This is a genomic window from Streptomyces sp. NPDC046335, assembly GCF_055587985.1.
Window position 1 is genome coordinate 130,548 of record NZ_JBVJFF010000016.1, and the last position, 20,010, is coordinate 150,557.

Annotated in this window: 20 protein-coding genes and 1 pseudogene; 12 read left to right on the forward strand and 9 right to left on the reverse strand. The window is 71.0% G+C overall.

Features of this window, described 5'->3' with window-relative positions; all coding sequences use genetic code 11:
* Positions 1 to 80 precede the first annotated feature (80 nt).
* The 5 genes from ACZ6JY_RS33900 to ACZ6JY_RS33920 all read right to left on the reverse strand — a co-directional run bounded on the left by ACZ6JY_RS33900 (position 81) and on the right by ACZ6JY_RS33920 (position 5,043).
* Positions 81 to 815 (reverse strand): S1 family peptidase, encoded by a 735-nt coding sequence (locus tag ACZ6JY_RS33900; protein ID WP_469202158.1) that lies wholly within the window; start codon positions 813 to 815, stop codon positions 81 to 83.
* A gap of 132 nt (positions 816 to 947) precedes the next feature.
* The gene (locus tag ACZ6JY_RS33905) at positions 948 to 1,646 is read right to left on the reverse strand and encodes a response regulator (RefSeq protein WP_469202160.1); all 699 of its coding nucleotides are present in this window, start codon (positions 1,644 to 1,646) and stop codon (positions 948 to 950) included.
* Positions 1,643 to 2,914, reverse strand: coding sequence for a sensor histidine kinase (locus ACZ6JY_RS33910; protein ID WP_469202162.1), 1,272 nt, complete (start codon positions 2,912 to 2,914; stop codon positions 1,643 to 1,645). Before ACZ6JY_RS33910 ends, ACZ6JY_RS33905 begins: the two co-directional genes overlap by 4 nt.
* A 58-nt stretch (positions 2,915 to 2,972) precedes the next feature.
* A complete protein-coding gene (locus ACZ6JY_RS33915; protein ID WP_469202164.1) occupies positions 2,973 to 3,896 on the reverse strand; it encodes a lysostaphin resistance A-like protein in 924 nt (307 codons plus the stop codon).
* 574 nt (positions 3,897 to 4,470) lie between these two features.
* Positions 4,471 to 5,043 (reverse strand): hypothetical protein, encoded by a 573-nt coding sequence (locus tag ACZ6JY_RS33920; RefSeq protein WP_469202166.1) that lies wholly within the window; start codon positions 5,041 to 5,043, stop codon positions 4,471 to 4,473.
* Between the two features lie 198 nt (positions 5,044 to 5,241).
* Between ACZ6JY_RS33920 and ACZ6JY_RS33925 the strand changes: the two are divergent.
* Positions 5,242 to 5,484 (forward strand): annotated as a pseudogene (locus tag ACZ6JY_RS33925) (cytochrome P450); the annotation flags it as partial.
* A gap of 103 nt (positions 5,485 to 5,587) precedes the next feature.
* On the opposite strand, the gene ACZ6JY_RS33930 reads toward ACZ6JY_RS33925, so the two are convergent.
* Positions 5,588 to 6,043 (reverse strand): GNAT family N-acetyltransferase, encoded by a 456-nt coding sequence (locus tag ACZ6JY_RS33930; protein WP_469202168.1) that lies wholly within the window; start codon positions 6,041 to 6,043, stop codon positions 5,588 to 5,590.
* A gap of 715 nt (positions 6,044 to 6,758) precedes the next feature.
* Between ACZ6JY_RS33930 and ACZ6JY_RS33935 the strand changes: the two genes are divergently transcribed.
* The 4 genes from ACZ6JY_RS33935 (at position 6,759) to ACZ6JY_RS33950 (ending at position 9,897) form a co-directional block, all read left to right on the forward strand.
* On the forward strand, positions 6,759 to 7,064 hold the full coding sequence (locus ACZ6JY_RS33935; RefSeq protein WP_469202170.1) for a nuclear transport factor 2 family protein: 306 nt from the start codon (positions 6,759 to 6,761) through the stop codon (positions 7,062 to 7,064).
* 13 nt (positions 7,065 to 7,077) lie between these two features.
* Entirely contained in the window at positions 7,078 to 8,358 is a 1,281-nt protein-coding gene (gene pcaDC / locus ACZ6JY_RS33940) for a bifunctional 3-oxoadipate enol-lactonase/4-carboxymuconolactone decarboxylase PcaDC (protein WP_469202172.1), read from the forward strand.
* Between the two features lie 69 nt (positions 8,359 to 8,427).
* Positions 8,428 to 9,060 carry an MBL fold metallo-hydrolase gene (locus ACZ6JY_RS33945; protein WP_469202340.1) on the forward strand — a complete coding sequence of 211 codons (633 nt, stop codon included), beginning with the start codon at positions 8,428 to 8,430 and terminating at the stop codon, positions 9,058 to 9,060.
* Between the two features lie 57 nt (positions 9,061 to 9,117).
* The gene (locus tag ACZ6JY_RS33950; RefSeq protein ID WP_469202174.1) at positions 9,118 to 9,897 is read left to right on the forward strand and encodes an exodeoxyribonuclease III; all 780 of its coding nucleotides are present in this window, start codon (positions 9,118 to 9,120) and stop codon (positions 9,895 to 9,897) included.
* A 73-nt stretch (positions 9,898 to 9,970) separates the two neighbouring features.
* Here the strand turns inward: ACZ6JY_RS33950 and ACZ6JY_RS33955 are convergent, their stop codons facing one another.
* From ACZ6JY_RS33955 to ACZ6JY_RS33965, 3 genes are all read right to left on the reverse strand, one after another.
* On the reverse strand, positions 9,971 to 11,746 hold the full coding sequence (locus tag ACZ6JY_RS33955; RefSeq protein WP_469202176.1) for an SGNH/GDSL hydrolase family protein: 1,776 nt from the start codon (positions 11,744 to 11,746) through the stop codon (positions 9,971 to 9,973).
* Between the two features lie 276 nt (positions 11,747 to 12,022).
* Positions 12,023 to 12,682 carry a response regulator transcription factor gene (locus tag ACZ6JY_RS33960; RefSeq protein ID WP_469202178.1) on the reverse strand — a complete coding sequence of 220 codons (660 nt, stop codon included), beginning with the start codon at positions 12,680 to 12,682 and terminating at the stop codon, positions 12,023 to 12,025.
* Positions 12,679 to 14,007, reverse strand: coding sequence for a sensor histidine kinase (locus ACZ6JY_RS33965; RefSeq protein ID WP_469202180.1), 1,329 nt, complete (start codon positions 14,005 to 14,007; stop codon positions 12,679 to 12,681). The genes ACZ6JY_RS33960 and ACZ6JY_RS33965 overlap by 4 nt, the downstream gene beginning before the upstream one ends.
* 132 nt (positions 14,008 to 14,139) lie before the next feature.
* Here ACZ6JY_RS33965 and ACZ6JY_RS33970 point away from each other — a divergent pair, with 132 nt between their 5' ends.
* The 7 genes from ACZ6JY_RS33970 (at position 14,140) to ACZ6JY_RS34000 (ending at position 19,970) form a co-directional block, all read left to right on the forward strand.
* Positions 14,140 to 15,051 (forward strand): ATP-binding cassette domain-containing protein, encoded by a 912-nt coding sequence (locus tag ACZ6JY_RS33970; protein ID WP_469202182.1) that lies wholly within the window; start codon positions 14,140 to 14,142, stop codon positions 15,049 to 15,051.
* Positions 15,048 to 15,920: an ABC transporter permease gene (locus tag ACZ6JY_RS33975; protein WP_469202184.1), complete on the forward strand. Its 873-nt coding sequence runs from the start codon at positions 15,048 to 15,050 to the stop codon at positions 15,918 to 15,920. Before ACZ6JY_RS33970 ends, ACZ6JY_RS33975 begins: the two co-directional genes overlap by 4 nt.
* A 244-nt stretch (positions 15,921 to 16,164) precedes the next feature.
* The gene (locus ACZ6JY_RS33980; RefSeq protein ID WP_469202186.1) at positions 16,165 to 16,611 is read left to right on the forward strand and encodes a DUF6278 family protein; all 447 of its coding nucleotides are present in this window, start codon (positions 16,165 to 16,167) and stop codon (positions 16,609 to 16,611) included.
* 145 nt (positions 16,612 to 16,756) lie between these two features.
* The gene (locus ACZ6JY_RS33985) at positions 16,757 to 17,500 is read left to right on the forward strand and encodes an amino acid ABC transporter ATP-binding protein (protein ID WP_469202188.1); all 744 of its coding nucleotides are present in this window, start codon (positions 16,757 to 16,759) and stop codon (positions 17,498 to 17,500) included.
* A gap of 32 nt (positions 17,501 to 17,532) precedes the next feature.
* Positions 17,533 to 18,438: a glutamate ABC transporter substrate-binding protein gene (locus ACZ6JY_RS33990; protein ID WP_469202190.1), complete on the forward strand. Its 906-nt coding sequence runs from the start codon at positions 17,533 to 17,535 to the stop codon at positions 18,436 to 18,438.
* Between the two features lie 9 nt (positions 18,439 to 18,447).
* Positions 18,448 to 19,092 (forward strand): amino acid ABC transporter permease, encoded by a 645-nt coding sequence (locus ACZ6JY_RS33995; protein WP_469202193.1) that lies wholly within the window; start codon positions 18,448 to 18,450, stop codon positions 19,090 to 19,092.
* Entirely contained in the window at positions 19,089 to 19,970 is an 882-nt protein-coding gene (locus tag ACZ6JY_RS34000) for an amino acid ABC transporter permease (protein ID WP_469202195.1), read from the forward strand. Before ACZ6JY_RS33995 ends, ACZ6JY_RS34000 begins: the two co-directional genes overlap by 4 nt.
* The last annotated feature ends 40 nt before the right edge of the window (positions 19,971 to 20,010 follow it).

The window sequence follows — 20,010 nt, forward strand, 5'->3', positions numbered from 1 at the left end:
CCGTGAGGCGGCACCGCACGAGGCAGGGCCCGGACCGCGACATGCGGTCCGGGCCCTGTGCCGTACCGGGCACGCCGGCGCTATCGGCGGATGACCGAGCGGATCCAGGAGAGCTGCTGGGAGACCTCCCCGGCCTGGGCGCTCTTCTCCCGGTCGGAGCCGTTGAAGACGCCGACGAGGGTTTCGGTGCCACGCGGGCCGACGGTCATCACCGGGCCTCCGGAGTCGCCCCCGGCGGGAATCCCGGACACCTTCTTCATGCAGAAGTCGGGGCCGCCCGGCGCGGTGTGGCCCGCGCACAGCGGGTCGTTCTGCCGTACGACCTTCAGCTTCGACTGCTTGAGCACGGGAGACTGGCAGGCGCTCTCGTCCGTGGTGCAGGTGGCGCCCCACCCGTACTGCCGCACGGTCTGGCCGGTCTTGACGCCGACCGTGGACAGGCGCGCCGTGCGGACGTTCATCGGCGGGACCTTGACGAGCATCATGTCGGCGTGCGCGCTGCCCACGCGCTTGCCGCGCAGCGGGCGGACCGTGGTGCCCCTGCGCATGTCGAGCTTGCCGACCCGGAAGGAGATCCGCCTGTCGGCGACCGGCTGCGCCTGCTCGTAGAAGCAGTGCGATGCGGTGAGGATCCACTGGCGGCCGACCGCTGTGCCGGTGCACGCCGGTTTGCCGTCGACGAGCATACGTACCGCCCACGGGGCGTAGGTGCTCTTCGACCCGCCGATGACGGCCGAGGCCGGAGTGGACGTGATCACCGAGCCCGCGACCAGCGCCAGGGCGGTCAGCAGCAGTACGTGAACGCGACGCATCATGCAGAAAGCTCCTCTCATAGGGGTACAGCCGTACAGCTAGTGAGAGACCCCGCTGAGCGAAAGCGTTCCGCACGAGCCCCACGACATCGGGACCGTGAACGGCCGGTTTCCGGACACTCGGGCCCGGAACACTCAGGCCCGGCCGCCGTCACCCGCCAAGCCGGCCCGGTACGCCAGGACCACCGCCTGGACGCGGTCACGGAGGTCCAGTTTGGTGAGGATGCGGGAGACGTAGGTCTTCACCGTCTCGGGGCTTATGACCAGCTCGGCGGCTATCTCCGCGTTCGACAGGCCCTCGCTGATCAGGAGGAGGACCTCGTGCTCGCGGCCGGTGAGGGCTTTGAGGCGTTCACGCTCGGGGGACGCGGGAGCGGTGGCGGGGCGCAGATGCGCGGCGTGACGGCCGATCAGGGCGCGGGTGACGGCGGGGGCCAGCAGCGACTCACCGCGGGCGACGGTGCGCACCGCGTTGATCAGCTCGGGCGGTGCGGCGTCCTTCAGCAGGAAGCCGCTGGCGCCGGCCCGCAGGGCCTCGTACACGTACTCGCCGACGTTGAAGGTGGTGACCACCAGGATCTTCGCGGGGCTGCGTGAAGCGGGTCCTGCCAGGTGGCGCGTGGCCTCGATCCCGTCGAGCAGGGGCATGCGGATGTCCATGACGACGACGTCCGGCTTCAGCTCCTCCGCACTGCGAACCGCCGCCCGGCCGTCCGCGGCCTCCCCCACGACCTCCATGTCGGGCTGGGCGGAGAGGATCGTGACGAAGCCGGCGCGTACGAGGGCCTGGTCCTCGCAGATCAGCACCCTGATCGCAGCGGGCGGAACACTCATGCCGTACCTCCTGTGGGGATGCGCGCGTGTACACGGAAGCCGCCCTCCGGGCGGAAACCCGCCGCGAACTCGCCGCCCAGCATCTCCACCCGTTCCCTCAGCCCGGTCAGGCCCCGGCCTCCCGAGACGTGCGGGCCGTTGTCGCGGAGGGCGGTGGACCCGGTGGTGTCGTCCGCGGTCCCCGCGGTGGTCACCTCGACCTCCGTCCAGTCGGAGGTGTGCGCGAGCCGAACCAGTGTCTGGTGGCCCGCGGCGTACTTCACGGCGTTCGTGAGGGATTCCTGCACGATGCGGTAGGCCGCGAGCCGGGCGCCGACGGCCGTGGTCGGCTGCTGCCCTTCCTCGATCAGCTCGATGGGCTGCCCGCCGGCTCGTGTCTGCTCCACCAGCTCAGGCACCTGGCCCGGCATCGGGGTCCGCCCCTGGGGCCCCGCTTCGCCGGTCGCCTCCAGCACGCCGAGCAGGAAACGGAGTTCGGCCAGTGCGCGGCGGCCGGTGCCGTTGATGGCGCCGAGGGCCTCGCCCAGCCGGTCCGGTGAGTCGGTGAGGTACTGGGCCGCGCCCGCCTGCACCACCATCGCCGTCACGTGGTGGGTCACCACGTCGTGCAGTTCCCGCGCCATGCGGCTGCGTTCCGCGGCGATGGCGACCTGCGCGGACAGGTGCCGGCGCGCTGCCTCCTGCCGCCGCTGCCTGCGGACCAGGGCGCCGAGGCCCCACGTCACGACCAGAACCATGTAGTAGAGCAGGCAGTCGATCAGACCGGCGGGGGAGTCCAGCTGGTGCAGGGCGACGCAGAAGAGTACGTATCCGCCCGTCGCCGCCAGTGGTACGGCCCGCCGGTGGCGGACCAGGTGGGCACCCACGGAGTACAGCGCGACGTACAGCCCCAGACTGCCGAAGGTCGGGGGGCAGGCGAGGCACTGGTGGACCGCGAACGACGTGCCCGCCACCGCGAGGCAGGCGGCCGGCCACCGGGTCCGCACCGCGATCGGCAGGGTCTGCCCCAGGGTCAGCAGCACGCTCGCGGCGGAGGCGCCGTGAACGGGCAGGTCGCCGAATTGCGCCCCGATCAGTGACATCGGCGAGGTGAACGACAGCACCGTGAACACGAGCGCGAGCTCGCGGTCCTTGGCGGCCGCGGGGCGCCCTTCCCACCACCGCGACAGCAGACGCAGCCGGGCGGTCGCGGCGGCCGGCAGGCTCGCGGAGTTCTGCCGGGCCCGCGGCGCGGAACCCGGTGGTTCACGAACTGTTCGGTCTTCCATCATCACTCATGATTATTCATGAGTGATCACATAGGAACCGCCCGGTGGCGGCCGAGGGTCAGGACGATGCGGGGACGCGCGTGGAGCGGAGCTGGTGGCGGGTGTAGAGGCGGCCCCGGCGCCGGGCGATGCGCAGGAACACGACGGTGGGTACGGCGCAGACGAGGATGGCGAAGACGCTGGCTTCCGGGCCGAAGTCGCCTCCGGTGATGGCGGTGGGACCGGAGAGCACGCCGCGGAGCAGACCGTCCGGCGAGTCCTCGTTGCCGGAGACCGTGACGCCGAAGATGCCGCCGAGGGCGAAGTTCCAGCCGAAGTGCAGGCCGATCGGGAGCCACAGGGTGCGGGTCGCCGCGTAGGCGGCACCGAGCATGAGGCCCGCCTCGATGGCGATGGCCAGCGCGCCCCATACGGTGGCACCGGAGTTGAACAGGTGCAGGGTCCCGAACAGCAGCCCCGAGAGGGCCAGCGCGCCCCTGGTGCCGGTGAGTTCCTCCAGGAGGCGGAAGACGATGCCGCGGAAGAGGAGTTCCTCGATGACCGCGACCCCCGCGGTCATCCCGAGAACCGTCACCAGGCCGCTGACGGAGACCCCGCCCTTCGTGCTGTAGCCGCCGCACAGGACGATCAGGACGAACGTCGCGGCGAAGAGTCCGAGGCCGGTACAGATGCCGGTGCGCAGGCCGGACTTGGCCCCGGCGGTTTCGAGTTCGAACGCGGGGCGCTGTTCGAGGACGCGTACCGCGGCCGCGTAGACGCTCAGGCCGATCAGGACGGACACCGCGCCGAACAGCAGGGACAGCACCGGATTGTCGCCCGCCAGGCTCCTCGTCCCCGCGGAGAGCGCTGTCACCAGGAGGAAGAGCACCGCCATCGCCGCCAGCCGTACCCCGGCCGGCCACACCCGGCGGGTCGGTTCGAACGGGGCCTGCGAGAACTGCCGCCTCACCCATTGCGCTGCCCGCGTGCTCCGGAGCGACATGGTGTTTCCTCCACTGTTGACCGGCGGCCCGGCCGCCCCTGCATCGAACGGAACGCTACGAGCCGCAGCCCCTCGCAACGTCCCCCCGCAGTGGACAATCGCTGTAGCTCGCACGGGGGACGGCCCGCGACAGCCCGCGTCGACGGCGCAACCTCCCCGCCCGGCACGGTCATGCGTTTTCCCGGGTCAGCACATCGAGCACGCCGGGTCGCTGCCCATGCCGGTGCCGGACCACACCGACTGTGGCGTGGTGGCCTTCGCCGCGCAGCCCCGCGCGTCCGAGGAATCCGTCGACCTTGCGCCGTGGAGGGTGCCGGTGATGCCTCCCGGTGGCTCACCTCGCTGCCCGAGTCGCGCAGACGAGTGAGGTTCGGTCCGCCGGGCATCGTCGTCGTAGGAGACCTCGCGGAAGGTACGGGTGGCGGGCGACTCCGGAGCAGACCGGCTGCGCTGCCCGATCGGGCGTGAGGCGGTCGGCGAGGTCCGCGATCGTCGTACGCACCGCCGTCGCCTCCAGACGGACCGTCTTGGCCAGTGCGGAGGCCCCTCCTGAGTCAACGGCGTGCGGGCCTTCTCAGATCCCCTGAAGGGCCCGGCGAAGCCGTTCTTCCAGGGCCGACTGCGCTGCTTGCCATTTCTGCGCGCCTTGCATGATTTCAGGAACGAGAGGCAACTTGCCCGTCTGCGTCCAGGACGTCTCGAGAGACCCCATATCGATGCCACGCCCGGCAAGCTCCTGGCGTTCCTCCTCCGCCCCGCGGCGACCTTCGGCCAGGACGCGGTCGATCTCCATCAGCCCCTCAAGGAACTGCTGTGCCAGAAGACGCTCCTCGTCCTCCAGTACCTCACCATGCTGGATCAGGAAAGTGTTGATCCTCGGCACCTCGGCGCGCAGGTCCTGGCTTCCCGTACTCCGCCGTGACTGGATCTCGAGTTCACGGAGACTGCTGATCAGTTCCTGCAAGGCTTCCAGCCGCCGCTGGGAGTACGGTGCTCGTGCCGTACGACGCTGCTCGGATTGCTCCATTTCCAGGCGCGCCAGCTCGTTTGCGGCTTGTCGCCGCTCCCCGCGCCTCCATTGGACATAACCAACGATCGCGACAAACACCGTAGCGCCCACAGGAAGTGCCGTCGTCAGTAGCTCCACAGGGCCAGTGTCATGGGAGCGCCGCTTGCTTGACCAGTGACTGTCGCCGGCGATCGGGGCCGGCGGCTTCAAGGCAACTGCATTGCCGCCGTCTTCCCCCGGCTGCACCCTGCGGATGTGAGAAGTACTGCCTGAAGTCCCGGGAGCCAGACCTGACGGTTGTCCACCTGCGTTAAGGTCGTGCCCCGGTTTTCCAAGGACTTCGCGCTGCTCGAAGGCGCGGTGGAGGAGATGCGCCGCTACGAGGGCCCTGGGTGTTGCGCCGGCCACGGGATCCACTACTGCCTCGGTGCCCCGCTGGCCCGTATGGAAGGCACCATCGCCATCCGCGGTCTGCTGGAACGCGTCCCGGGCCTGGCCCTCGACGTGGAAAAGGACGCCCTGGGCTGGCTGCCCGGCACGTTGCTGCGCGGAGTGCGCGCGCTTCCGGTCCGCTGGTAGCTCAAGGCCGGCAGACCCCGGCCCGCGGGGCTGGGACGGACGGGCAGACCCCGGCCCGCGGGGCTGGGACCGGCAGAGCTTCGGCCCCGCCGGTCCTAGCCGCTCACGGCACCTTGCGCCGCAGCACGATCTCGCCCTCGTCCATCTCCCCGGTCTCCTCGAAATCGCTCGCGCGGTAGAATTTGAGGGCCTTCACGTTCTCCGGCTCGACGCTCAACTGCACGGTGTCGACGTGGCGTTCCCGCACGATCCAGTCGAGCGCGGCGGCCAGTGCCCGCCGTCCGATGCCCTGTCCCTGAAAAGCACGGTCGATCATGAAGCGGACGATGCAGTGTCCCTTGTCGGGCGCTTCCTCGTCGATCGGATGGAAGAGGACGAACCCGACGAGGTCGTCGCCGCGGTAGACGGCCTTGGCCTCGGCCTGGGGATAGACGTAGGCGAGGACCAGCGAGTCGCTGTTGGAGGCGACGAACTCCGTCTGCTCCGGATGGACCTGGAGCGCGAGGCACTCCTTGTAGTTGTCCGGTGTGACAGGACGCAGTTCGACTTCACCGGACATGGTGGTCACCCCACTCCCCATGAGGGCCGGGCACGGGGGAGGGACGGCACCGGCTCTTCGGTGATGAGCGGCAGTCGGCCCGATCGCATGACGGCAACGCTCTCATGGACCGAGGGACCGAGGGACCGAGGCCGTGGGGGCCCCGACGGGCTCTCCCAGCGCTCGCGCGACGACCTCGGCACAGGGGATGTCCTGGTGCTCGTAGGCCGCCACCGACTCCTGCCGCACCTCGTGGCCAGACAGCCGAACATCTTCTTGTGCTCGCTGGTGGGGCGGTTGGGTGCGGGAATGGACAGGACGGTGCCGCTCGGCAGCCGCCAGTACAGCCGCTCGCTGCGGTCGGCGGACGCCGCGGCGCCGGAGTTCGCGGGCGTCCGCAGATGGGTTCTGAGGTCGATGTCCGCCCCGGATCTGTGTGAGCGGTGGTTGGCTCGTTATCCGCGGATTTCGTTGGTGAATGCGTATGGTCCGACGGACGTGGTCCGTTACCTCCCGGACGGGCAGATCGAGTTCCTGGGCCGCCGTGACCACCAGGTCAAGATCCGCGGGCAGCGCACCGAACCGGGCGAGGTCGAGTCGGCCCTGCGCGGGGCCGAAGGCGTGGCGGACGCGGTGGCGGTAGAGGACCATCTGGGCCAGGCCCGCCTGGCCGGCTACGTGACCGGCCGCGTGGACACGGACACGGTGCGCGCCGCCGTTGGGACCGTCCTGCCGGATGCGGGAGAGCCGGATACGGCGGTACTACGGACTCGTGGACGCGGGGGACGTGCCCGGCCCGGTGAACCTGTTCGACGAGGACGCGGTCTATCGGAGGCCGGGATACGAGCGCCTCGTCGGCCATGCCGGTCTCGAACGGTTCTACCGTGAGCACCGCGTCATCAAGGAGGGGCGGCACACCGTGACCACCCTGGTGCTGCGCGGCACCCATGGTGCGATGCATGTCGTATCCGGGGCGGATGCGCAGAAGCAGGCTCAGACTCGGTCGACTTCCCCCGGCTGTGTGAGATTTTGTGAGACGTGAGAGGGTCTTGGGCGTGAGTGAGACACCGAAGAACACCCTGCAATACCGCTTTGACGGGCCAGAAGACGCTCCGGTCCTGATCTTGGGTGCCTCACTCGGTACCACATGGCACATGTGGGACCGCCAGGTCCCCGAGCTGACCCGGCAGTGGCGGGTGTTCCGCTTCGACATGCCCGGGCACGGCGGGGCGCCCGCGCACCCCTGTCCGTCCGTCGGCGAGCTCGCCGAGCGGCTGCTCGCCACGCTGGACGAGCTGGGTGTGCGGCGGTTCGGATACGCGGGGTGCGCCTTCGGCGGCGCCATCGGTGCCGAGCTCGCGCTGCGGCACCCGGAGCGCGTCGCCTCGCTGGCGCTGATCGCCGCGTCGCCGCGGTTCGGCACCGCCGACGAGTTCCGCCAGCGCGGGGTGATCGTGCGCAGCAACGGCCTCGACCCCATAGCCCGCTCCGCCCCCGAGCGCTGGTTCACGCCCGGCTTCGTCGCCGCGCAGCCCGCGATCACAGACTGGGCCGTGCAGATGGTGCGCACCACCGACCCGGGGTGCTACATCGCCGCCTGCGAGGCCCTCGCCGCCTTCGACATCCGGGCCGAGCTGGGCAGCATCGGCGTGCCCACCCTCGTGCTCGTGGGCTCCGAGGACCAGGTCACCGGGCAGGGTGAGGCGCGCACGCTCGTCGCCGGCGTCCCCGACGCCCGGCTCGCCGTCGTGCCCGGCGCCTCGCACCTGGCCCCCGTCGAGCAGCCCGCCGCCGTCACCGACCTCCTCGTACGCCACTTCTCCACCGCCTGGCAGGACACCCAGACGGCGATCATCGCGCCCCCCGTCAAGCCCGTCATCGCCCCGCAGGCAGCCGCCCCCATGGCCGCGATCGCCCCCGCCGAACAGCCCGAGGCCGTGCCCGGCGCCGGCAGGCCCGACCCGCACGAGGCGGGCATCAAGGTCCGCCGCGAGGTGCTCGGCGACGCCCACGTGGACCACGCCCTGGCCGCCGCCGACGACTTCTCCGGCGACTTCCAGGAGCTCATCACGCGCTACGCCTGGGGCGAGGTCTGGAACCGCCCCGGCCTCGACCGCCGTTCCCGGAGCTGCGTCACCCTCACCGCGCTCGTCGCCGGCGGGCATCTGGAGGAGCTGGCCTTCCACACCCGGGCCGCCCTGCGCAACGGCCTCACCCCGGCCGAGATCAAGGAAGTGCTGCTCCAGGCCGCCATCTACTGCGGCGTCCCCGCGGCGAACTCCGCCTTCAAGGTCGCCCAGGCCGTGATCCGCGAGGAAACCACGCCACAGGAGTAGCAGGATGGAGGGATGAACGGCATCGCTACTCCCTCGGACCCGCAGCACCTGCCCGCGCGCGGCGAGCGCATCACCCTCACGAAGAAGTCCCACGCGTGCGTGCGTCTCGAAAAGGACGGACGCACCCTGGTCATCGACCCGGGCGGCTTCAGCGAGGAGGACGCGGCGCTCGGCGCCGACGCCGTCCTCGTCACCCACGAGCACCCCGACCACTTCGACGAGGGCCGGCTGCGCGCCGGCCTGGAGGCGAACCCCGCCGCCGAGATCTGGACCCTGAGGTCGGTCGCCGACCAGATCTCGGCCGCCTTCCCCGGGCGCGTCCACACCGTCGGACACGGTGACACCTTCACGGCGGCCGGGTTCGACATCCAGGTCCACGGCGAGCTGCACGCCGTGATCCACCCGGACATCCCGCGCATCACCAACGTGGGGTACCTCGTCGACGGCTCGGTCTTCCACCCCGGCGACGCCCTGACCGTCCCCGAGCAGCCGGTGGAGACGCTGATGCTGCCCGTCATGGCGCCCTGGAACAAGATCTCCGAGGTCATCGAGTACGTACGGGAGGTCAAGCCGCGGCGCGCCTACGACATCCACGACGCGCTCCTCACCGACCTCGCCCGGCCGATCTACGACGGTCAGATCGGGTCGCTCGGCGGCGCCGAACACGTGCGGCTGGCCCCGGGGGAGACCGCCGACCTCTGACCGCCGGAGCGGACCGCCGACCCCTGGCTGTCAGTGGTGCCGGGTAGGTTGTGGGGCATGCGCATTGCGACCTGGAACGTGAACTCGATCACCGCTCGGCTGCCGAGACTCCTCGCCTGGCTGGAGGCCACCGGCACGGATGTCGTGTGCATACAGGAGACCAAGACGACGGCCGAGCAGTTCCCCGCCGACGAGCTCCGCGAGCTGGGATACGAGTCGGCGGTGAACGCGACAGGCCGGTGGAACGGCGTGGCGCTGGTCTCCAAGGTCGGCCTGGAGGACGTCGTCAAGGGCCTGCCGGCCGACCCCGGGTACGACGGGGTGCAGGAGCCCCGCGCGATCTCCGCGACCTGCGGCCCGGTCCGCCTCTGGTCGGTGTATGTGCCGAACGGCCGCGAGGTCGACCACGCGCACTTCGCGTACAAACTGCAGTGGTTCGAGGCCCTGAAGGCCGCCGTCGCCGGGGACGCGGGAGGTTCCCGCCCCTTCGCCGTCCTCGGTGACTACAACGTCGCGCCGACCGACGACGACGTGTGGGACCCCTCGCTCTTCGTGGACTCCACGCACGTCACCCCGGCCGAGCGCGCCGCCCTCGCTGAGCTGCGCGGGACGGGCCTGACGGACATCGTGCCGCGCCCCCTGAAGTACGACCAGCCGTTCACGTACTGGGACTACCGCCAGCTCGGCTTCCCGAAGAACAGAGGCATGCGCATCGACCTCGTCTACGGAAACGAGCCCTTCGCCAAGGCCGTCACCGACTCCTATGTGGACCGCGAGGAGCGCAAGGGCAAGGGCGCGTCCGACCACGCGCCGGTCGTGGTGGATCTGGACGTCTGAGCCGCCGGGGGCCTCGGGGCCTTGGGACCTCGGGGCCCCCGGCGGCCTCGGGTGCGTCAGGTGAGCCGGTGGCTCAGGGCTCCAGTTTCCGCAGGTCGACGGAGTTCGCGAGCGCTGCGAGCCCCGCGTCCCCGGGGTGCAGATGGTCCCCGCTGTCGTAGGCGGGCAGGATGCGCTCGGGGTGCGCGGGGTCGCGGAGCACCGCGTCGAAGTCGAGCACGGCGTCGAAGTCCCCGCTCTCGCGGATGTACGTGTTGACCGCCTCCCGCTGGGTGTCCGCCGCGGCCGTGCACAGGGACTCTCCCTCGCAGGGCGCGATCGTGGCCGCCACGACGTGGAGGTCACGGGCGTGGGCGCGGTCGGCGATCTTCCGCAGGCCCGCGATCACCTCGTCCGCCGAGGCGCCCCAGCGCACGTCGTTGACGCCCTCGAAGACGACGACCGTGCGCGCCGAGGTCTGCGCGAAGACGTCGCGGTCCAGGCGGTGCAGGGCGCTCACACCGCCGGTGTCGGCGGAGACTCCGTCGCCGGGGTAGCGGTCGGCGACGACGCGGTTGGCCGAGATGCCGTGGTTGAGGACGCCGTAGCGCGGCACGTCGGACTGGTTCAGGATGCGGGTCGCGAGGACGTTGGGCCAGCGGTGGTTGGCGTCCCGCGTCGAGCGGACGCCGTCGGTGATCGAGTCGCCGAGCAGCACCACCGATCCGGGGCCGCCGCTCACGTCGACGCCGGTGAGCAGCGGCCACGTCGTGATCGTCGAGGAGTACGCCGCCGGGGAGCCGTCAGCCGCGTGGTCGCCGGGGGAGCTGACGTACGAGCGCTGTATGGCCTGGCTGTGCACGGGCGCCGTCGTCACCTGGCCCGGCAGGTGGAAGCTGACCAGCAGATTGCTGTCGGCGGGGACGTCGAAGTCGAGCGGGTCGCTGTACGCCTGGGCGCCCGCCGGGATCTCGGTGCCCGTCCGGCCGCCCCGGAAGGTCAGCCGCCGCGGCTCACCCCGGGCCTCGGCCCCGGCCTCCTGCACCGCCACGGTGGCGCTGCCGATCCTGACCGGGGCCGCCGCGAAGGTGTTGTCGAGGCGGACGCGCACCCGGGGCCCGCCCGTGCTGGTGTGTACGACGAGACGTACCGTCCGGTCGCTCCAGTCCCCGACCGTCGTGTACCCGGCAGTCGAAGCGGCCCAGCTTCCCGTCCACCCCTTGGCCGGTGACCGTACCGACAGGGCGAAGACATGCAGGTCCGTGGCGCTCCGGTCACGCGGCAGGACCACCGAGGCGACCTCGCGCCCATGGGCCAGCGGCACGGTGACCACATACAGCTTGGCCTTCTCGGCGAGCTGCCCGTCGGGCGTGTTGATGTGCGGCAGGGCCACGGACTTCGTGGCGAGCGGGCCGGAGCGCCAGTCCGGCGCGGTGAGCCGGTAGCTGCCGCGCGAGCCGTCCCGGTAGCGGATCGTCCCGGTGCCGCTCGCCTCGCCGCCGGTCCCGGCGACCAGGAAGGCCAGGGCGTCCCCACGGCCGTGCACCCGTACCGACTGGCCGTCGGCGACCACGTTGTCCCGCTCGCCGGGGCCGCTGCGGGGGAAGTCCAGACGTGCCCCGTCGACGCCGAGGGAGCGCCCCGGGGTCCAGCCCGCCGCCGCCAGGTCCCGCGCGGACAGCGAGCCGCCCGCCCCGTCGAAGTCCGCTTCGCCGGGACGGGCGTCGTCGCTGACCGCTCGGTTGTCGAAGAGCCGCTCCAGGGGGAGCGGCCGGGGTCTGTGCGGGGCCGTGGCCTCGGCGGAGGCCACGGGGACGATGCCGGAGAGGAGGGCGGCCACGACGGCCGCTCCCCAGATACGTCGGCGCACGACGGACCCCTCCCATGTCGGGTGGTTCCTGCCGGGTGGCAGGAGCCGGTGATGACAGATGCGCCATGAAGCTAAAGAGGCGTCAGAGGCGCGTCAATGAGTGGCGCGTGAACACGACGCGAACTCACCTGTACGGGCCGGGTATTCAGGGAAGTGGCCGGGTATCCGGGGCAGTGAACCGAGCCCCACGCCCCAAGGAGAGCCCCGCCCCGAGGAGAGCCCCGCCCCGAGGAGAGCCCCGCCCCGCGGAACCCGCCGCCCCGAGCCACGGCGGTCTCACCGCTCCGCCGACACCAGCCCCGTCTCGTACGCGAGGATCACCAGTTGGACGCGGTCCCTGGCGTTCAGCTTTGCCAGGAGGCGGGTCAGGTAGGTCTTCGCGGTGGCGACGCTGAGGCAGAGCTCCTCGGCTATCTCGGTGTTGGAGAGGCCGCGGCCCACCAGGGTCAGCACCTCGCGCTCACGGCCGGTGATGCCCTCGATCGTGACCTCGCGCGGCGGCTCGGCATCGGGGCGGCCCGCGAACTCCTTGATCAGCCTGCGGGTGACGCTCGGGGCGATCAGGCCGTCCCCGGAGGCGACGACGCGGACCGCCGCGAGGATGTCGTCCAGGGCCATGTCCTTGACGAGGAACCCGGCGGCGCCGGCGCGCAGCGCCCCGTATACGTAGTCATCGTCGTCGAACGTGGTCAGGACGACGACATGCGCGGGCGACGGGCCCGTCGTGATGAGCCGGGTGGCCTCGATGCCGTCCATGCCGGGCATGCGGATGTCCATCACGACGACGTCCGGGCGCAGTTCCCCGCAGCGGCGGACCGCCTCGTCACCCGATGACGCCTCCCCCACGACCTCGATGTCGGGGGCGTCGGTGATGACCATGCCCAGGGCCGTACGGACCAGCGGCTGGTCGTCGACGAGCAGTACACGGACCGTCATCGCGCACCCGCCGGGGCCGGCAGCGGCAGCCGGGCCGTCACGCGGAAGCCGCCCTCGGGGCGCGGCGCGGCCGTGAGATCGCCGTGCAGGAGCGCCACGCGCTCACCCATGCCGACCAGGCCGTACCCGGAGTCGTGCGGCGGAACGGCCGTGCCACGGCCCTCGTCCTCGATGCCGATGATGATCTCCTCGTCCCGGTACTCCACGGTCACGGTGCAGGAGCCGGTGCCCGCGTGCCGCACCACGTTGGTGACGGACTCCTGGACGATACGGAACGCCGACAGGTCTATGTCCGCGGGCAGCGCCCGGCGTTCGCCCCGCCACCGCACGTCCACGCGGACCCCGGCGGCCGTCGTCACCGCGGCGAGCCGGTCGACGTCCGCGAGCCCGGCCGCCGGTTCGAGCGGCACGGCCTCATGCCCGTCACCGGGGCGGCGGCTCAGCGGCACACCGCCCCCTGCCGCACCGCACCGTGCCGCACCACCCTGTGCCGCACCGCCCGCCGCCGTGCCGTCCCGCGTCGTCCCACCCGCGTCACTCTCCCGCAGCGCCCCGAGAAGCCGCCGCAGCCCCGCCAGGGTCTCCCGGCCCGCGGTCTCCACCGCGACCATCGCCTCGCGCGCCCTGGCCGGCTGGGTCTCCGCGACCCGGGCCGCCGCACCCGCCTGGAGGGCGATGATGCCGATGCTGTGCGCGACCGTGTCGTGCATCTCGCGGGCGATCCGCAGCCGCTCGGCGGTGATGGCCTGCGCCGTGGCCTGGGCGCGCAGCCGCTCGGTGTACGCGTGGGTCCGCCGCACCGAGTCCCCGAGCAGCCAGGCCACGGCGACGAGCAGGCTGTACGTCTGCCAGCCCGACCAGCTGCTCTCGATGGAGTGGGGGAGCCGGAAGGGCAGCCCGAGCGCCTGCCGCAGCAGAGCGAAGCCGGGCAGGGCGCAGAGCGCGAGGGTGAAGGCGGCGGCGCGCGCCCGTGCGCCCCGGGTGGCCACGATGAAGCCCAGAGCTATGTCCACGGCCGCGTACTGCGGGAAGGTGATGACGACCTCGCCGATCGCCAGCGTCGCCGCGTACGAGCAGACGATCAGCAGCGTGAGGGCCGTCAGCGGTCTGCGGCGCATTATGCGGCCCGCGCAGAGGACCGTGCCCAGGGCGGCGGCGATGAGCAGCCAGTCCCAGGGGGTGGGCCCGGGGAAAGAGCTGGTCGGCATGAGCGGGAGGCCGTAATACGCACGCGCGGCGACGGCCATGCCCATGCACCAGGACACGGCGGCCCACGCGCCCGGCGACGCGTACTTGACCAGGGTGTTCGGCGACGAGGCGGACATGCGGTGATCGTAGCCATGGAGACACCGAGAGGCATCGGGCCTGGGGTGTACAACCACGGTCGACACCCGTCGCCGCCAAGTGTCAGCGCAGGTCCGACGACCCGCGGGGCGGCGCGCGGCAGAGTGATAACCGTGATCGAAGTCCATGAACTGACGAAGTGTTACGGCGCCACGACCGCGGTGCGGAGCCTCGGTTTCCGGGTGCGCCCGGGCCTGGTGACGGGCTTTCTGGGGCCTAACGGCGCCGGGAAGTCCACCACCCTGCGCCTGATCCTCGGCCTGCACGCGCCCACCAGTGGGCGGGTCACCGTCGATGGGCGGCCGTTCCGTGCCCGGCCGCGCGGCCTGCGCCACGTCGGCGCGCTGCTCGACGCGGGTGACGTGCACGGCGGCCATACGGCGAGGACCCACCTGCGCGTCCTCGCCCGTGGCAACGGCATACCGCGCGCGAGGGTCGAGGAGGTCCTCGCGGAGGTCGGCCTCGCGGAGGCGGCCCGCCGGCGTATCGGCGGCTTCTCGCTCGGCATGCGCCAGCGCCTGGGCATCGCCGCGGCCCTGCTCGGCGACCCGCCTGTGCTCCTTTTCGACGAGCCGCTGAACGGCCTCGACCCGGAGGGCGTGCGCTGGGTCCGCGGTCTCTTCGGGCGCCTCGCGGCCGAGGGCCGGACCGTGTTCGTCTCCAGCCACCTCATGTCGGAGATGGAGCACACCGCCGACGAGCTGGTGGTGATCGGCCGGGGCGAGCTGATCGCCGCCGAGAGCCTCGCCGCGTTCGCCGCCCGCGCGGGCCGCGGCGTCGTGGCCGTGCGGACACCGGACGCGGCCGTCCTGACGCCGCCGCTGACCGCGCAGGGCGCCTCGGTCGTGCCGGACGACGACGGAAGACTGCTGGTCAGCGGCCTCGACGCGGCTCACGTCGGCGAACTGGCCCTGCGCCATGGTGTGTTGCTGCACGAGCTGACCACCCGTACGCCCTCTCTGGAAGAGGCCTTCATGGAACTGACCGCCGACGACGTCGAGTACGCGGCAGGAGAGGCCCGGTGACCCCCGTCGCGGCCGACACCGGCCGTCCGCCCCGTAAGGCACCCGCGGCGGAAGAGCCGGGCCCGGTCCGGGGCCCCCGGTTCACCGACCTGGTCGCCGCCGAGTGGCTGAAGTTCCGGTCGCTGCGTTCGACCGCCTGGGCGCTGGTGGCCACCGTGCTCGCCGTCCTCGCCTTCAACGCGGGGACCGCGTACGACACGTACCGCTACTGGAGGGAGAACGACGCGGGCGACCGTGCCCGTTTCGTCCGGGACGGGATTCCGCTCCAGGAGGCCTTCAACGCCAACGCGATGCTGGTCATGATGCTCGCGGCCGGGGCCCTCGGCGCCCTCGCGGTGGCGGGGGAGTACCGGACCGGGCTGATCCGTACGACGTTCGCGGCCATACCGGCCCGGCGTGCGCTGCTGTCCGCGAAAGTCCTGGTGGTCACCGCGGCCACGACCCTCCTCGGCGCGGTCGCCGCGGGCCTCTCCTTCTGGCTGACCCAGGCGATCCTGGACGGGCGGGGCGTCGGCGTCCCGATCGGCCACCCGGGTGCGTGGCGGCTCGTCGTCGCCTCCGCGCTGCTCGCGCCGGTCTCGGCGCTGACCGGCATGGCGCTCGGTGCCCTCCTGCGGCACGTGGGCACCACCATGGCCGCCGTCTTCGTGCTGCTGCTCCTGCTGCCGGGGGCGCTCGGCGACGACCGCCGCTGGACGGCCGTCGTCGGCCACGCCACGCCGTACCAGGCCTGGCTGCGGCTGGCCGAGGCCGGTGAGGTGACCGCCCGCTATCCCTGGACGGCCGCGGGGGCGTGGACGGCCCTGGCCCTCTGGTCGCTCGCCGCGGCGGTCCTGACCGTGTGGACCGTGGACCGCCGCGACCTGTGACGTCCAGGACCCACCCCCCCCAGGGCCCCCGGGTCGCCCACCAGGGCAGGTGATCCGCCCGATTCCGTGATCGACTGATGCCAGGTACATTCTTGGACATACGCATGGCCGGACTGGCGAGAAGACGGACAGGCGGACAGACGGACATTCGGATTGGCGGACGGACGACGGACGGGCTGGCGGACAGGCGGTGGTGCGCGCTCGGCCGCGCACCCGGCGGGTGTCATCGACGGAGAGGCCGACCATGAACATCCCGTTCCTCGACAAGTGGCGCAGGCGGCACACCGGGGCGGAGCCGGCGGGCGAGGGGCTCGCCGGTGCGTTCGAGGCCAACCCCGAAGGCGTGGCCGCGCTCCTGTCCGAGTGTGAACTGCTGCGTTCCCAGGCCGCGGTGGCCGGCCTTGAGCTCGACGACACCCCCGCGTCGCTGGCGGCCCTCGACCAGCTCCTGCCGCGCTGGCGCGACGACCCGGAGCTGCTGCCCTGGCTCGGCAACGACGCCGGCCTGTACCTCGGCTCAGTCGTGGTGCGAACGGTCGAGGGCGCCACCTGGCACGTGTGGCCCGGCGGAAGCCCCGTCGTGCGGCTCGCCTCCGGGCGGGAGATCGCGGTCGTCGAGGCGGGGCTCGACTGGGCGGTCCACGGGGCGCCCGAGCTGTCCCAGGTCTACGCCGAGGCCTCCGAAGCCTGACCCCGGGCCGCAGGCCATGGACACGGTCATGCCCTAATTGCCTCAAATACGGTTAATGCCCCTACATGCGTGTCGTCCAGTAAGTCCCGTTTTCACGCGGATAGTTTGCCCGGACGTACACAGCAGAAAGTGGGCAGGTCTTTCCATGGCCGTCGATCCGTTGATCGAGCTGCGTGATGTGAACAAGTACTACGGCGAGCTGCATGTCCTCCAGGACATCGACCTCACCGTCGGCAAGGGGGAGGTGGTCGTGGTCATCGGCCCTTCGGGGTCGGGCAAATCGACGCTGTGCAGGACGATCAACCGGCTGGAGACCGTGCAGTCCGGTGAGATCAGACTGGACGGGCAGCCGCTGCCGGCGGAGGGCAAGGCGCTCGCCAGGCTCAGGACCGAAGTGGGCATGGTCTTCCAGTCCTTCAACCTCTTCGCCCACAAGACGGTGCTCCAGAACGTGTCCTTGGCGCAGATCAAGGTGCGCGGCCGCAAGAAGGAAGAGGCGGACGAGCGCTCCCGCGAGCTCCTGGAGCGGGTGGGCCTCGCCACGCACGCCGGGAAGTACCCGGCCCAGCTCTCCGGCGGGCAGCAGCAGCGCGTGGCCATCGCCCGCGCCCTGGCCATGGACCCCAAGGCGCTGCTCTTCGACGAGCCGACCTCGGCCCTCGACCCGGAGATGATCAACGAGGTTCTGGAAGTCATGCGGCAGCTCGCCCGCGAGGGCATGACGATGGTCGTCGTCACCCACGAGATGGGCTTCGCCCGCTCCGCCGCCAACCGCGTGGTCTTCATGGCCGACGGCCGCATCGTCGAGGACCGGGCGCCCGAGGAGTTCTTCACCCACCCGGAGAGCGAGCGCGCCAGGGACTTCCTCTCCAAGATCCTCAAGCACTGACGGGGGGCGACGTGCTTCCGAAGCGACACACCATGCGTACGACCCGGCTGCTCGCGGTGCTCGTCCTGTCCGCGCTCGCCTGCGCCGCCTGCGGCAAGGAGGGCAGCCCGCCCACCAAGGGCCCGGCACGCGACAAGCTCCCCGAGTACGCCGTGGCGAAGGACTTCCGGCTCCCGCAGTCGGGGACCTGGAAGAAGGCCAAAAGCAGGGGCCGCTTCGTCGTGGGGGCCAAGGAGGACCAGCCCTACCTCGGCGAGAAGGACCCGGCGTCGGGCACCTACTCCGGCTTCGACATCGAGATCGCCAAGATGGTCTCGGCGTCGCTCGGCATCGATCCCAAGGGCATCGAGTTCAAGACCATCGCGTCGGCCAACCGCGAGACCGCCCTGCAGAACGGGCAGATCGACTACTACGTGGGCACCTACACCATCAACGACAACCGCAAGAAGCTCGTCGGCTTCGCGGGCCCCTACTACATGGCGGGCCAGGGCCTGCTCGTCCGCTCCGACGAGAAGAGCATCAAGGGCCCGCAAGACCTGGCGGGCAAACGCGTCTGCTCGGCGGCCGGATCCACCCCGTACCAGCGCATCCAGAAGGACTACCCGAAGGCCGACCTTGTCGCGTACGACACCTACTCGATCTGCGTCGACAACCTGCTGACCTACCAGGTCGACGCGGTCACCACCGATGACGCGATCCTGATCGGCTACGCGGCCAAGGTGCCCGACGAGCTGAAGGTCGTCGGCAAGCCGTTCTCGCGGGAGCCGTACGGGATCGGGGTGCCCAGGAACGACAACGCGCTGCGCCTGGCCATCGACGACGCCCTCGCCGCCGGCGAGAAGAACGGCGACTGGAAGAAGGCCTATGAAGCCACGCTCGGCCTGTCCGGAGTGCCCGCGCCGAAGCCGCCCGCCATCGACCGCTACCCGGCGAGCTGAGGAGGCGTCGTGGACGTACTGACGGACAATTTCTCCACGTTCGGTGAGGGGTTCCTCGGCACGGTCGAGCTCACCGTCTTCGCCTCGGTCCTGGCGCTCGTGCTCGGCTTCCTCATGGCCTCCTTCCGGGTCGCGCCCGTCGGGTCCTTCCGGGCCTTCGGCACGGCCTGGGTGACCGTCCTGCGCAACACCCCGCTCACGCTGCTCTTCTTCGCCGTGCTGCTCGGCCTGCCGCGCTTCGGACTCGTGCTGCCGTTCAAGGTGTTCGCGGTGCTCGCCCTCGGCTGCTACACCTCCGCCTTCATCTGCGAGGCCCTCAGGTCCGGCATCAACACCGTGCCCAAGGGACAGGGCGAGGCGGCCCGCAGCCTCGGCATGACCTTCGGGCAGACCCTGTCGACGGTGGTGCTCCCGCAGGCCTTCCGCGCGGTCATCGCGCCGGTCGGCTCCAACCTGATCGCGCTGGCCAAGAACTCCGCGATCGCCGGCGCGTTCAGCGTCACCGAGCTGCTCGGCACGTACAAGACGCTCAACGAGCTGGGCTACGACATCGTCTGGACCTTCGTCTGGATCGCCCTCGGCTACCTCATCGTCACCCTGGCCATCAGCGCGGTCTTCAACCTCCTGGAAAATCGCTGGGGAGTCGCACGATGAAAGCCATCTCCCACGATTCCACCGCCCTGTACGACTTCCCGGGCCCGAAGACCGTGCGCAGGCACCGGCTCTACGGGGTGATCTCCACCCTCCTCCTGCTCGCTCTCCTCGCCTGGGTGCTCTACCTCCTCTTCGACACCGACCAGTTCACCTCCACCAAGTGGACGCCCTTCGAGTACGAGGGCATCCAGGAGCTGCTCCTGCGGGGCCTCGGCAACACGCTCAAGGCGTTCGCCATCTCCGCCGTCCTCGCGCTCGCCCTCGGCGGACTGCTCGCCATGGGGCGGCTCTCGGACCACCGTCCGGTGCGCTGGGTGGCCACGCTCATCGTTGAGTTCTTCCGCGCGATGCCGGTCCTGGTGATGATCTTCTTCGTCTTCGTGGCGCTGAAGGTGCAGCCGCTGCCCGCGCTCGTGGCCGGACTCACGCTCTACAACGGCTCGGTGCTCGCCGAGGTCTTCCGCTCCGGCGTCAACTCCGTGGAGCACGGACAGAAGGAGGCCGCCTACGCGCTGGGCATGCGCAAGTCCCAGGTCATGAGCCATGTGCTCGTGCCCCAGGCCGTGCGCGCCATGCTGCCCGCAATCATCAGCCAGTTGGTGGTCGCCCTCAAGGACACCTCACTCGGTTTTCTGATCACCTACGAGGAGTTCCTCCACGCCGGGAAGCTGATCGCGTCGAATCTCGACTACGATTTGCCCTTCATCCCCGTGGTCATGGTGATCTCACCGATCTACATCGGGATGTGCATGTTGCTCTCGTGGTTCGCCCAGTGGGTGTCCAGGCGTCAGCGGCGCAATCCCAAGACCGAGGCCGCGGAAGTAGCACCGGCCGAACCAGGAACGCTGCTGCCGAAGGGGGTACCCCCGGATCGCTGAGATCCCGGGGGAGCAGTAGCCAGTAGGGCCATGCCCGACC

Bases quoted from the DNA above. Each gene is read 5' to 3' on its own strand.
- ACZ6JY_RS33900 (WP_469202158.1), bottom strand. From the start codon at position 815: ATGATGCGTCGCGTTCACGTACTGCTGCTGACCGCCCTGGCGCTGGTC.
- ACZ6JY_RS33905 (WP_469202160.1), bottom strand. From the start codon at position 1,646: ATGAGTGTTCCGCCCGCTGCGATCAGGGTGCTGATCTGCGAGGACCAG.
- ACZ6JY_RS33910 (WP_469202162.1), bottom strand. From the start codon at position 2,914: ATGGAAGACCGAACAGTTCGTGAACCACCGGGTTCCGCGCCGCGGGCC.
- ACZ6JY_RS33915 (WP_469202164.1), bottom strand. From the start codon at position 3,896: ATGTCGCTCCGGAGCACGCGGGCAGCGCAATGGGTGAGGCGGCAGTTC.
- ACZ6JY_RS33930 (WP_469202168.1), bottom strand. From the start codon at position 6,043: ATGTCCGGTGAAGTCGAACTGCGTCCTGTCACACCGGACAACTACAAG.
- ACZ6JY_RS33935 (WP_469202170.1), top strand. From the start codon at position 6,759: ATGCGGGAGAGCCGGATACGGCGGTACTACGGACTCGTGGACGCGGGG.
- ACZ6JY_RS33950 (WP_469202174.1), top strand. From the start codon at position 9,118: ATGCGCATTGCGACCTGGAACGTGAACTCGATCACCGCTCGGCTGCCG.
- ACZ6JY_RS33960 (WP_469202178.1), bottom strand. From the start codon at position 12,682: ATGACGGTCCGTGTACTGCTCGTCGACGACCAGCCGCTGGTCCGTACG.
- ACZ6JY_RS33965 (WP_469202180.1), bottom strand. From the start codon at position 14,007: ATGTCCGCCTCGTCGCCGAACACCCTGGTCAAGTACGCGTCGCCGGGC.
- ACZ6JY_RS33980 (WP_469202186.1), top strand. From the start codon at position 16,165: ATGAACATCCCGTTCCTCGACAAGTGGCGCAGGCGGCACACCGGGGCG.
- ACZ6JY_RS33985 (WP_469202188.1), top strand. From the start codon at position 16,757: ATGGCCGTCGATCCGTTGATCGAGCTGCGTGATGTGAACAAGTACTAC.
- ACZ6JY_RS33990 (WP_469202190.1), top strand. From the start codon at position 17,533: ATGCGTACGACCCGGCTGCTCGCGGTGCTCGTCCTGTCCGCGCTCGCC.
- ACZ6JY_RS34000 (WP_469202195.1), top strand. From the start codon at position 19,089: ATGAAAGCCATCTCCCACGATTCCACCGCCCTGTACGACTTCCCGGGC.